This window comes from Hymenobacter sp. FMD4, from assembly GCF_058932745.1.
Map to the genome: position 1 here is coordinate 122,808 of NZ_JBZYWH010000007.1, position 12,628 is coordinate 135,435.

Annotated in this window: 6 protein-coding genes; 1 reads left to right on the forward strand and 5 read right to left on the reverse strand. The window is 62.3% G+C overall.

Annotation, left to right across the window (positions count from 1 at the left end; all coding sequences use genetic code 11):
* Nucleotides 1-88: 88 nt before the first annotated feature.
* The 5 genes from treF to AC5FXY_RS09470 all read right to left on the reverse strand — a co-directional run bounded on the left by treF (nt 89) and on the right by AC5FXY_RS09470 (nt 10,228).
* On the reverse strand, nt 89-1,645 hold the full coding sequence (gene treF / locus AC5FXY_RS09450) for an alpha,alpha-trehalase TreF (RefSeq protein ID WP_493556417.1): 1,557 nt from the start codon (nt 1,643-1,645) through the stop codon (nt 89-91).
* 264 nt (nt 1,646-1,909) lie between these two features.
* Nucleotides 1,910-3,142 carry an NADP-dependent isocitrate dehydrogenase gene (locus AC5FXY_RS09455; protein ID WP_493556418.1) on the reverse strand — a complete coding sequence of 411 codons (1,233 nt, stop codon included), beginning with the start codon at nt 3,140-3,142 and terminating at the stop codon, nt 1,910-1,912.
* A gap of 354 nt (nt 3,143-3,496) precedes the next feature.
* Entirely contained in the window at nt 3,497-6,445 is a 2,949-nt protein-coding gene (locus AC5FXY_RS09460; RefSeq protein WP_493556419.1) for a choice-of-anchor Z repeating domain-containing protein, read from the reverse strand.
* Between the two features lie 482 nt (nt 6,446-6,927).
* The gene (locus AC5FXY_RS09465) at nt 6,928-9,186 is read right to left on the reverse strand and encodes a M3 family metallopeptidase (protein ID WP_493556420.1); all 2,259 of its coding nucleotides are present in this window, start codon (nt 9,184-9,186) and stop codon (nt 6,928-6,930) included.
* A 424-nt stretch (nt 9,187-9,610) separates the two neighbouring features.
* Nucleotides 9,611-10,228 carry a hypothetical protein gene (locus tag AC5FXY_RS09470; RefSeq protein WP_493556421.1) on the reverse strand — a complete coding sequence of 206 codons (618 nt, stop codon included), beginning with the start codon at nt 10,226-10,228 and terminating at the stop codon, nt 9,611-9,613.
* A 276-nt stretch (nt 10,229-10,504) separates the two neighbouring features.
* On the opposite strand from AC5FXY_RS09470, the gene pta reads away from it, so the two are divergent.
* Complete coding sequence (pta, locus tag AC5FXY_RS09475) at nt 10,505-12,598, forward strand: phosphate acetyltransferase (protein ID WP_493556422.1); 2,094 nt, start codon at nt 10,505-10,507, stop codon at nt 12,596-12,598.
* Nucleotides 12,599-12,628: the final 30 nt, after the last annotated feature.

A 12,628-nucleotide genomic window follows, 5' to 3' on the forward strand; every position in this document is an offset into this window, starting at 1 on the left:
GGCTTTCTTTTTATGAAAAGGCGTATGGCGGGCACAGCGGCTTCTCAAGCAACAAACCCTGTAGGAATGCGAATTGCCACTCTTTGCCTCATTCTAGCTTGTACCGATTCATCAGCGTCAGCAGCACGCCGTTGGTCCAGCCGAAACCGTCCTGCGTGGGGTACTCGCCGCCCCCAGCCTGCACCGTGGCGTCTTCCACGTTGTATTTCTCCAGCAGCTTGCCGGTTTGCCGAAACACGTTTAAGTTCAGCGTTACCCAGCGCATGGCAATGGTGCGCGCCAGCTTACGCTGGCGGTAGTGCTCCAAACCTTGAATGGCCACGTACTGCAGCGGCGCCCAGCCGTTGGGTGCGTCCCACTGCTCGCCGCTGTGGTTGGCCGTGGTGAGCAGGCCCCCGGTTTTTAGAAAATCGCGACGCAGGCCCCCGGCCACTTGCCGCGCCTGCCTGGCCGAAGCTATTTGCACGAACAAGGGAAATACCCCGGCCAGGGTGCGGCGCGATGCAGGCTGCTGCCGCATTAGGTCGTAATCGACAAACCAAGCTACCCGCTCGTTCCAGCAGTAGCGCAGAATAGCTTGGCGGCGCGCAGCGGCCCGTTGCCGGTAGTGGCGCGTCTGGGCGGTTTGGCCTTGCTGCTGGTAACTGCGCGCCAGAGTTTGCTCCAGGCTATAGAGCAGGCAGTTCAGGTCCACGGGCACCAGCTCAGTGGTGCGGATGGAAGCCAGCGTGCCCGCTTCCCCAAACCAACGGGTGCTGAAATCCCAGCCCGAGGCCGCGGCGGCGCGCATATTGCGGTAAAACTGCGGCTTGGGCTGCGTGCTTTGCTGCGCCGTGGCTACATCTTCGGCGTAGGATTCCTCGCGGGCGTAGTCGCTGCTGTCCCAGTAGCGGTTGAGCACTTCGCCGCCGGGCAGGCGCACCACGCGGCGGGTTGCCTGCCCCATTGCCAAGGAATCGGCGCCGGCCATCCAGTACTGGTACTCGCGCAGCAGGGCGGGCTGGTAGCGCCGCAGCACTGAGTCGCCCTCGGCCTGAGCTAAGAGCTCCACCATGAGGGCAAAGAAGGGCGGCTGCGAGCGGGTAAGGTAGTAAGTGCGGTTGCCGTTGGGCACGAAGCCGTAGCGCGTTATCAGCGAAGCAAAGTTGTCGACCATGCTCCGCATGAGGGCCGTTTGGCGAGCTTCGCGCAGGCCGAGCATGGTGAAGTACGAGTCCCAATAATAGATTTCGCGGAAGCGCCCCCCCGGCACAATGTAGGGCTTGGGCAACGGAATCAGCGACGCGTACGGCCCTACTGAGTCCTGCGGCTGGCGTTGCAGCACTGTCCAGAGGGTATCGAGGTGGTGCCGGATACCGCGTGCCACGTTGGCTTGGTAGCCGGCGCCCACTTCGGGTGGCAGCTCGAAGTAAGTCAACACAAAGTGCCTCAAGTCAAAGCCCGGGCGGTTTTTCTGTTGCTGGTACGCCCGCTCGATGTCAGCAGGCCGCGCCTTGGGCCGCGCATCCACAAAGGTTTTGCTGTCGGCAAACACCCGGCCCAGCTGCACGGCCTCAAATAGGCTGGGGTACAACTGGCGCGGTGAGGGTTGGGCCGCAGCGCCGAGAGTCAGCGCCCAACAACACAGCAGCAGCAAGTATCTCATGGCGACGAAGTGTGGCATGAGTTTGCCTACGTAAGCACGCGGGGCGGTAGTTGAGTTTGGTGGTTATGAAGGCTTACCTACCCTATTTCAGCTTTTTGCAGATTGGGAAGGTGCTGGCGGCAAATGTGGTAAAGACGAGGTAGGTGTCGTCGCGTCGCTCGAAGCGCACGATAGAAGCTGCACAAAGGGCCAGGCTTCGCGGCAGCTATAAAAAAGTAAGCCCATCCGGGGTCCGGATGGGCTTAGCTGTTCTAGCGGCTCAGGCTATTGCCCGAGTTTAATTTTCAGGTTCTCGTCCAGAGCAGCTAAGAATTCCTCCGTGTAGAGGTAGTCCCGGCCGTGCTCTACTTTATTGCCGTGGATGCAAACCGCGAGGTCCTTGGTCATCTTGCCGCTTTCCACGGTTTCGATGCACACCGCTTCCAGGGCGTGGCAAAAGTCGATGAGTTCCTGGTTGCCGTCGAGCTTGCCGCGGAACTCCAGGCCCCGGGTCCAGGCGAAGATGGACGCAATGGGGTTTGTGGAAGTGGGCTTGCCTTTCTGATGGTCGCGGTAATGACGGGTTACGGTACCGTGAGCGGCCTCCGCCTCCATGACGGTGCCGTCCGGCGTCACCAGCGTAGAGGTCATCAGGCCCAACGAGCCGAAACCCTGCGCTACCGTGTCGCTTTGCACGTCGCCGTCGTAGTTTTTGCAGGCCCACACGAAGTTGCCGTTCCACTTCAGGGCTGAGGCCACCATGTCGTCGATCAGGCGGTGCTCGTAGGTGATGCCGGCGGCCTGGAACTTCTCCTGGTAATCCTGCTCGTAGATTTCCTGGAAAAGGTCTTTGAAGCGGCCGTCGTATTTCTTAAGGATGGTGTTCTTCGTCGACAAATACAGCGGCCAGCCTTTCATCAGCGCCTGGTTGAAGCAGGCGTGGGCAAAGCCGCGGATTGACTCGTCGGTGTTGTACATAGCCAGGGCCACACCGTCGCTCTTGAAGTTATACACCTCGAAGGACTGCTCTGCGCCCCCGTCTTCGGGGGTAAAGGTGATGGTGAGTTTGCCCTTGCCTTTGGTGACGAAATCGGTGGCTCGGTACTGGTCGCCGAAGGCGTGACGGCCGATGCAGATGGGGGCAGTCCAGTTGGGCACTAGCCGCGGCACGTTCTGCATTACGATAGGCTCCCGAAACACCGTGCCATCGAGAATATTGCGGATAGTGCCGTTCGGCGACTTCCACATCTGCCTGAGGCTGAACTCCTTTACGCGCTCCTCGTCCGGGGTGATAGTGGCGCACTTGATGCCAACCCCGTACTGCTTGATAGCATTGGCGGCATCGATTGTGACCTGATCATTGGTCTCGTCGCGGTACTCAATGCCCAAGTCGAAGTACTTGATGTCCAGCTCCAGGTAAGGAGTGATGAGCTTGTCTTTGATAAATTTCCAGATGATGCGCGTCATTTCGTCGCCATCCAGCTCCACGACAGGGTTGGTTACCTTGATTTTAGTCATTTAAAGGGGTGGTTGAAAGGTGTATGTTGTTTGCCGCCTTTTCCCTCAAGTGGAAGCACTGAGCCACTATCAAGCTGCGTCAACTGCCATTCGCAGCGCTAAACATAAGGCAGATTTATGGTTTAATCGTCCGTCTTCCTACCCCGCACCGCTTTTGACGCCTATTCTCTTGCGTTGGAATTGCGCCATTGTACCAACAGTGAATCCTATATACTACCCCAAACAACCGCAGCAAGGTGGCGCCATGCATGGGCACTAACCCCAATCGGTACTGGCCCCAACATCGTTTAGGACAAGCTGAATAAGTAACCCCGTACGCTGGCTAGTAGTACCCTTGCCCACGCCTGTACGCAACTATTGAGCAACTCTGGCGTGTCCAGGGGGCCGCTGCGAACCCGGGCCAGAGCCTGCCCCGCGCTTCACCCGGAACTGGCGCAACAGTGTGCTATGCCCCGTAGGCGTAACGACTTTGATATCCACCCGGCCTCCTACGGCCGCCGGAATAGTAACGGTTAGCTGCTCGTCGGATTCGACCTCAACCATGGCGGAGCGGCCACCAACCAGAACAGTAGACGTGCCGGCTAGCCCGCTGCCTTGCACGACAACCCGCGTACCTGAGGCTCCGCGCCGGGGCTGCACGTGCTGGAGCTGGGGCGGCGGGGCTTGGCGCCATGGCGAGAATCGGGCAATGTAACCGGAGCGCACGTCGGGGTCCTGCCACCCGGTACCACCGGCGGCCGATGGGGCAGCGCCACGCAGCACCGCATCGGTCAGGCTGCCGCCTACATCGGTATGCCCGGCTGCTCCGGCCGCCAGCACTATCGGGTAGTGGTAATTGGTACGCTCCAGTGCCCGGGCCGCCAGCCACTGGCCTGTGGAAGAAACCTGGGCAACAAACACGGCGGCGGGCTCTGATGTGCGTAGCTGAAGGGCTTTGGACCGCGTGGATAGAATTAGACTGTCGGAAAAAGTACCGGCCACGTGCAGGCGGCCAGCCGGGTCGGCGGCCAGAGCCTGTACTTCCCCAGGCTGGCCCACGCCTACCCGCTGCGCCCAGAGCCAGCTACCGTCGGCGCCCACGAAGCCCACGAAGCCGGATTTGCCCTCTTGGCCGGCAGGCATGAGCGGCAAAGGATGAGCTGCTGTACGGGCCGAGTCTCCGGTATCAGCGCCTCCTACCCATAAACCTCCGGCGGGGCCGGGGGCCAGGCTCGTTACAGCCATGCCCGGACCCAATGCCCGAGCCCAGGTCACTGCTCCATCCGGCGCGAGCCGGGCCACGAAGCTTTCGGGAGCCGCTGGTTGGGCAGCCCGTAGCACGATGCGCTTCGCGCCGACCCCAAACACGGCGCTGTCGGTGAACTGCCCACTCAGAAACAGCGCCTCAGCGGGGCCTTGAATGAGGTGCCCTACTCTCACGGAGCCCCGGGCCAAGTGATGGCGTGCGCGAATCTGCCCGGCGGGGTCCAGTTGCAGCAGCAGGTGCCGCAGCCCCGTTACCCTTCCATCCGGCAATGAATCGGCCTCTGAAAGTACTACCCAAGCGCGGCCCTCTTGATTCACGCTCCAGGCGACGTCCGGCTGCTCCGAGGGGAAAGGAATGGAAGGAGCATCCGTCAGCCGCCGAACCCACCGCCAATGCCCTTTCCGGTCTAGCTGCCCGATAAACCAACTATAGTCAAAGACTAGCATCGTGTAAGAATTGGGCCGCAGGTTGACCAACTGAATTTTCCCCCGACTGCTATCTAGCTGCACCACGCCCTCGCCACGGTAGATGCCAAGCACGTTAATCCGACCGCTGCTGTCGGTAGCCAAGCCTTGGATGGCTAGTTCGTTGGGAAATACCCCTGCCCGCTGCCAGCGGCTGCCACCAGCGGAGTCCAGCCAGCCAATGCGCAACTCCTGCTGCCCCGGGCCGTCCAGCGGCTTGCTCATCACGGCGGCTGCTACCAGCGCATTTGGGCCATCCACCGCCAGCGCCTGCACTTGGGAGTCGCGGCCAACCTCAGCATGCGCTACCCGAGTCCAGGCGTTTGGCAGCCCTTGCGCCGCGCGGTGAAGCGCGAACGTCGTTCGTTTGCCCGTACGCTCGTCGCCGTATTGCTGGGTGAGTAGGTAAGCTGGCCCGCTTGCTGCGCTTCCCAGTAAGGCCTTGCCAGAGTCCTCTCTAAAGGAGTAATAGCCTAACGTGGGCGTGCCAGCGGCCAATGGCCGGCCTTGTGGGCTTAGCCAGGCCACACTTGGGCTTATGGTAGTCATCCTGAAATGGCCGCCGCGGGAATAAGCACCAGTCAGGCAGAGGTTGCCAGCTTCGTCCAGGTCCAGCCCGCCGCTGTACAGGTTATCATGCCCGCTTGACTTAGAAACGCCGGTTGGCGAGGTGAGTGGCACGGCCCACTGCCACTGCCCCTGCGGAGAAAGCCTCGCGGCAAACACCCAGCGGGTGCGCGGCAGTGTGGACAGCCGCAGGGGCCCCGGACCAAACCGCAGTTCCGCCCCAAATTCGCCGGCCAGGTACACCTCCCCGCTCCGTCCCACCCGCAATGCCCCGGCAGCCGCTAGCGCGTCGTTGGCCGTGCCCATCAACTGGGCCGTGGCCACCCAGCCCCACTGGCCTGCCGGCCCCAGGCCGGCGACGAATACTTGCTGGCGAGTGAGGCTGTGGCTTCCAGCCCCGCCGGTAGGCGTGGGCGGGGCTGAGACAAGCGAGGTCAGTGCCCCGGCCACCACCAGCCGCCCAGCAGCGTTGACCGCCAGGGCCGTGACCACACGCTGGGGGCCAGCAGGGGCGGGCGTGGTCCAGTGCCAGCGACCGGTAGCGTCCAGCTTACTCGCGAGGGGTAGCACTGCGGAGCCCTTCACAGGCCCGCCGTTGACGTAGGCGGCCCCAGTCGCATCGGCCACAACCCGGCTAGCGGCAGGTGCCGGCGTCGCCAGCGGCTGAATCCACTGCCAGCGCCCGGCCGTATCGAGGCGAGCCACAAAGTGATGCCGCTCCCGGCCTGGGCGCACCGCTAGCTGCAGCTCTGGGGATGTCCCTAGCCGAATGGTGCCCTTGTAATAGCCGGTCAGATACAAGCCACCTGCGGCGTCGGCCGCAATACTTTCTCCCTGGCTAGTCACCGAATCGGCAGGAGCCAGTGGCCGCGCCCACTGCCATTGTCCCGCTGCCGAGAGCTTCGCTACAAAAGCTGTTTCCGCTCCCGTCCGCCACGTGGCGGCGTCCAACCGGTGTTTTCCCAGCCGCACCGAGCCCGTAAATGCCCCCGTAATGTACAGGTTGCCGGCGCCATCGCGCGTCATGGCTGTCGCAGTGATGGTACCTTCCGTGCCCGCAGGGTTCAGACTCGCAGACCATTGCCAGGCCGGCCCCGGCTGCGCGTGCGCCATTGGCCAGCGGCTGCACAATAGAACCAGCACAAGCCAGAACACGGAAAACGGGAGGTGGCGCTTAGCAGCCATAGGCGAACAATAAAACGAACCTGCACCACGGCCTGGGCAGGGCAATGCGAGCGGGGTGTTTAAAAGTACATAACTTCCCAGCCTCCTCAGCCGGCCTTGCAGGTGCGGTCCGGGCAGTACGCATCCACCTCTCTGCTGATGACAGCAAGTGCAGAGCCCGAGGCTTAAGGCTGGCAGCCAGAGCCAAGACATTCCAGCTATGGGAGGTAGAACCAAAACCTTCTACACATAGCGCACGGACTGACCAACTGAAAAAACAGAAAGCCCCGTTGCCAGGGCTTTCTGTAAGGTATAAGAATCAAGTGGGTCCTTTTCAAGACCCACTACTTGCCTTTCGAGGTGCCGCTGGGCTTGGCTTTGCTGGCGGGCTTTTTAGTCGGTGCAGGCTTGCTCTTGGCCGCGCCCGCATCCGCAAAGCCGCGCTGCTTCATCAAGGCATCGATTTTGGGGTCGCGGCCACGGAATGCGCGGTAGCCGGCAGCCGGGTCGATGGTGTTGCCGACGGTGAAGACGTGCTGGCGCAGGCGCGCGACTACCTGCTTATCGTAAGGCCCACCGGCTTCGGTGAAGGCGCTGTAGGCATCGGCGGCCAGCACCACCGACCACAGGTAGGAGTAGTAGCCAGCCGAGTACCCGTCGCTGGAAAATACATGGCTGAACTGCGGGGTGCGGTGGCGCATCACCAGTTCCTTGGGCATGCCCAGTTCGGCCAGGGTTTCGCGCTCAAACTTGTCGGGGTCGATGGTTTGCGCGCCGGCCAGGTGCAGCTTCATGTCGATCAGGGCGCTGGCCAGAAACTCCGTCGTGGCAAAGCCTTCGTTAAAGGTCGCAGCCTTGTTGATGCGCTCCACCAGCCGCTGCGGCAGCGGTTGGCCAGTCTGGTAGTGCAGGGCGTACTTGCTCAGCACCTCGGGTGTGGCCAGCCAGTTTTCGAGCACCTGCGAGGGAAACTCCACGTAGTCGCGCACTACGCTGGTACCCGACAGCGAGGGATAGGTCACGTTCGAGGACAAGCCGTGCAGGGCGTGGCCAAACTCGTGAAACAAGGTGGTGGCGTCAGTCCAGGAAATAAGGGTCGGCTCGCCGTCCTTGCCTTTCACGAAGTTGGAATTGTTGGAGACGATGGTTGTCACCGGGGTATCCAGGCGGTCCTGCCGGCGGTAGGCATTCATCCAGGCGCCAGAGCGCTTGCCCGGGCGGGCGTAGGGGTCAAAATACCACAGCCCCACCTGCTTACCCGTGGTTTTGTCGTTCACCTGCCACACTTTCACGTCGGGGTGGTACACGGGCACATCGGTCACCGGCTTGAAGGTGAAGTTGAACAGCTCGCCGGCCACGAAGAACATGCCTTCGCGCAGCTTATCGAGCTGCAGGTACTGCTTCACCTCGTTTTCGTCCAGGTCGTAGCGCTCCTTGCGCACCTTTTCGGCATAGTAGCGGTAGTCCCAGGGCTCGATCTTGAAGTCGGCGCCGGCACCTTCCTTGCGGGCCAGAGCCTGCATATCGGCTACTTCCTCTTTCACGCGGGCCACGGCAGGCTTCCACATCTGCAGCATCAGGTCCATGGCCTTTTCGGGCGTTTTGGCCATGGTATTGTCGAGGCGCAGGTGGGCGTGGGTGGCGTAGCCCAGCAGCTTGGCCCGCTCGGCGCGCAGCTGCAAAATTTCGGTGATGATGGCGTTGTTGTCGTTGGCACCGCCGTTGTCGCCGCGGCTTACGAACATGCGCCAGGCTTTTTCGCGCAGCCCGCGCTGGTTGGAATAGGTCAGAAACGGGTCTACCGAGGAGCGGGTGTTCACAATCACGCCCGCAGCCTCGCTTTTGCGGGCCACGGCGGTAGCCTTGGCGGCCTCGCGCAGCGAGGCCGGCAGCCCGCCCAGGTCGGCTTCGGTTTTGAGCTCCAGCGTCAGGTTGACTTCGTCGGCCAGCACGTTCTGCGAGAAGCGCGTGAACAGGCCCGCAAGGGTTTGGTTGATTTGCGAAAGCCGGGTTTTGGCCGCGGCGTCGAGCTTGGCGCCGGCACGAACAAAGCCTTTGTAGCGTACCTCCACCAAGCGCTGCTGCTCGGGCGTCAGCTTCTTGGTTTCGGGAGCGTTGTACACCGCCTCGATGCGCTTGAACAAGGCCGAATTCTGCGTTATCTGGTCGCTGAAGGCCGCCATCTTGGGCGCCATTTCAGTTTCCACGGCCCGAAACGCCGCATCGTTCAGGGTACCGCTCCACACCCCGTACACGGTCTGTACGCGGTCGAGGGTACGGCCGCTGCGCTCCAGCGCCGCGATGGTATTCTCAAAGGTGGGTGCCTGCGGGTTGCTGGCAATGGCTTCAATTTCGCGCAGGTTCTCCGCCATGGCCGCTTCCAGCGCGGGCTTGAAGTCCGCTACTTTAACCTTATCGAAGGCCGGGACGCCGCCGTAAGGGCCGGTCCACGGGCTGAGCAGGGGCGGTTGGTCGGCGCGGTTGGCCTCCAGAGCGGGGGGAGCGGGCTGGGCCATAGCAAAAGCAGGAGAAAATGCAGCCGACAAGCCCAGCGCGGCTAAAAAGCCGGTCTGCCGCCAGCTGGAAGAAAACGAAAAGCGCATGAAGTGCTGAAAAAAGGTCGGGAAAGAAACTGCGTGAAGATAGCGTAGCCCGGCACTGTTCCACTGTCTGCTGTGGCACCGAGTAACGGGCTCCTGCCTTTATTAGGCCGGATGGACCGGAAATAGTTCAGGCCTTTCGAGGGCGACGCAATCAAGCAGCATGCTGCCACCACTACAGCGGCTGCCAAGCCGTCACGTTAAAATCCAGCACGCAGTGGTGCAAGCCCACGGCGCAAAGCGTGCCCCACCTCCTGGTAGCGTCCATCATAAGCTGACAATCGCCTTCTTAATGCAAAACCCGTCCTGAGATACAGGCTTACGCGGTCTACCGCTCTCGAACCTATGCGACGTTCCTTTCCGCCAATAGCCCCGCCCCGGTTGCGGCTACAACCAGGGCGGGGCTGATAAACGCGCAGCGTACCCGTTAGCGGTTGCTGCCGCGCGCCAAGTCGAATGCGCCTGCGACCGTGACGGGCACCTGCTTCATGCCGTTTTGCATGTCGAAATAAGTGCCGGTGCCTTCGAAGGTGCCCACTAAGCGGGAGCCGTACTGCGTGAAAGTCACCGTACCACCGGTCAGGTTGATGTCGGCGGCGCCAGCGTCGTCGGTTTTCATCACGGCCCCAGCGGCCAGCGGGTAAGTGCCCGGCTTATCGGCCGGCGCGGCGGGCACGCGCAGGATCAGGCCGTTGGGTTTTTCGTGGCTGGCATCGAGTTCGGTACCGCGGCCCTGCTGGGCGCTCCAGTAGCCAATGGCCACGCCGGGGCGCGTGGCCGCGTCGGTGGGGTGCGCGATGGTAACCCGCTGGTTTTGGAACGGTCCGCCGTTGAGGGTAAACGAAGCCGCCTCGGCGTTGACGGGCGCCGCAGCTTCGGCGGGTGCAGCTTCAGCGGCCTTAGGCGCGGGGGATGCAGGGCTAGGGGCGGCAGCAGCGTTTGTTGAGGCGTCCGAAGTGGCATCTGATTCGTTGCCGGCGTTGCCGGAGCAGGAAGCCAGCGCCAGCAGCGCGGTGCACACTGGGAGGAATAAGCGAAAGGTCATGAGCTTGCGAAAAGTGGGTAGTGCGGGGCGGCGCCAACCAGTGCCGCGCCGGGGCCGCAAGTTACCTGGGCTGCCTGCCGCCGCGCATCACACGAAAAGGGGATGCGCGGCGGCCGCTGCCGGTAGTCATTCCTGCTTATCAGCCTCGCTCCTAACCCTGCGGCCGCGGTGGTAGTTATACCCACAGGCCGGCCTTGCGTAAGCACAAGGCCCACCGCGTGTTTCTGCTTTGTTTCGCTATTCTATCCAGCCCGTTCCAAACTGCTCCGTTTCTGCATGACCAACACCATCTTCATCGCCTCGGCCGAGCCTTACAGCGGCAAATCCCTCGTTACCCTGGGCTTGGTAAACCTGCTGCTGGGCAAAGCGCAGCGCGTGGGCTACTTCAAGCCCATCATCAACGCAGAACCCAGCGGCCGGCCCGATGTGCACATCGACACGGTGCTGCGCTACTTCCAGTTGCCCATCGACTACGCCGACACCTTCGCCTACACTGGCCCGGAGGTGATGCGCCTGATCGAAACGGACCGGCAGGGTGAGATGATTGATACCATCATCCGGCGCTACAAGCAGGTGGAAGAGCAGCACGACTTCGTGGTGGTGGAAGGCACCGACTTCGTGGGTCAGGGCACCGCGTTTGAGTTTGATCTGAACGTAAGCATTGCCAAAAACCTGGGCGTGCCCGTGGCCTTGGTGGTATCGGGCGAGGGCAAAACCACCGCCCAGCTGGTGGGCGCGGTACTCACAGCCCTGCGCGGCTACGAGGCGCGGGAAGTGCAGGTACTGAGCATCGTGGCCAACAAAGTGCGCCCAGAACAAGCCCAGGACGTACGCGAACTGTTGCTCGCGCAGTTGCCCGAAGGCATTATCCTGTCCGTCATTCCCGAAGACAAGGCCCTGCTGAATCCCACCATGCGCGAGATTCACGAGGCGCTGGGCGGCAAGTTGCTCTTCGGTGAAGAACTGCTCGGCAACCAGGTCGACAACTTCGTGACCGGGGCCATGCAGGTGCCCAACTTCCTGAACTACCTAAAAGAAAACGTAGTCATCGTGACGCCCGGCGACCGGGGCGACATCGTCATCGGGGCCATCATGGCCAACCTCTCGGCCAGCTACCCGCGCGTGGCGGGGGTGGTGTTTACGGCCGGCTGGGAGCCCGAAGAGCCCATTCTGCGCCTGATCCGCGGCCTGCAGACGGTGGTGCCCATTCTGGCCGTGAGCACCGGCACCTTCGAAACCAGCGCCCGGCTGGCGGCCGTGAAGTCGCGCCTCTCGCCCGACAATCCCAAGAAGGTGCAGCTGGCTATTCGCACTTTCGAGCGGCACGTGGATGTGCGCGCCCTCGATGAGCGCATGGCCGAGTTCAAGCCCGAGGGTATCACGCCGCACATGTTCCAGTATCGCCTTATGCAGTGGGCCAAGCGCCAGCGCCGCCACATTGTGCTGCCCGAAGGCAACGACGACCGCATTCTGCGTGCCGCCGCCCAGCTCTTACAGCAAGAAATCGTGGACCTCACCATCCTCGGCAACCCCGCCGAAGTAGCCGCCGCGGCCAAGCGCCTGGGCATTACGCTGCCGCCCGAGCACCTGCGCGTCATCGATCCGGTGCACGCGGAATTCTACGACGACTATGTGCAGACTTTCTATGAGCTGCGCAAAACCAAAGGCGTCAACCAGGACATGGCGCGCGACTTGATGCGCGACGTGTCGTACTTCGGCTCGATGATGGTGTTCAAGGGCCACGCCGACGGCATGGTGTCCGGGGCGGTGCACACCACCCAGCACACCATCCGGCCGGCCTTGCAGTTCATCAAAACCAAGCCCGGCATCTCGCTCGTCTCGTCGGTATTCTTCATGTGCCTGCCCGACCGCGTAGCCGTGTTCGGCGACTGCGCCGTAAACCCCAACCCCACGGCCGAGCAGCTGGCCGAAATTGCCATTTCCTCTGCGGAAAGCTCCCGGGCCTTCGGCGTGGAGCCGCGCATTGCCATGCTCTCCTACTCCTCGGGCACTTCCGGCGAAGGCGCCGAAGTAGAGAAAGTGCGCCAGGCCACCGAGCTGGTGCGCCAGCGCCGCCCCGATCTGCCCGTGGAAGGCCCCATCCAGTACGACGCCGCCGTGGACCCCATCGTGGGCCGGCAGAAGCTGCCCGGCTCGGAAGTAGCCGGCCAGGCCAGCGTGCTCATCTTCCCCGACCTGAACACCGGCAACAACACCTACAAAGCCGTGCAGCGCGAAACCGGCGCGCTGGCCATCGGCCCGGTGCTGCAGGGGCTAAACAAGCCGGTGAATGACCTGAGCCGCGGGTGCACCGTGGATGATGTATTTAATACGGTGGTGATTACGGCTATTCAGAGCCAGCAGGAATAACGGAACACAGCTTGCTGTCAGTAGCGGAAG

Coding starts and splice junctions, on each gene's coding strand:
- treF (WP_493556417.1), bottom strand. CDS start 1,645: ATGAGATACTTGCTGCTGCTGTGTTGTTGGGCGCTGACTCTCGGCGCT.
- AC5FXY_RS09465 (WP_493556420.1), bottom strand. CDS start 9,186: ATGCGCTTTTCGTTTTCTTCCAGCTGGCGGCAGACCGGCTTTTTAGCC.
- AC5FXY_RS09460 (WP_493556419.1), bottom strand. CDS start 6,445: ATGACGCGCGATGGCGCCGGCAACCTGTACATTACGGGGGCATTTACG.
- AC5FXY_RS09455 (WP_493556418.1), bottom strand. CDS start 3,142: ATGACTAAAATCAAGGTAACCAACCCTGTCGTGGAGCTGGATGGCGAC.
- pta (WP_493556422.1), top strand. CDS start 10,505: ATGACCAACACCATCTTCATCGCCTCGGCCGAGCCTTACAGCGGCAAA.
- AC5FXY_RS09470 (WP_493556421.1), bottom strand. CDS start 10,228: ATGACCTTTCGCTTATTCCTCCCAGTGTGCACCGCGCTGCTGGCGCTG.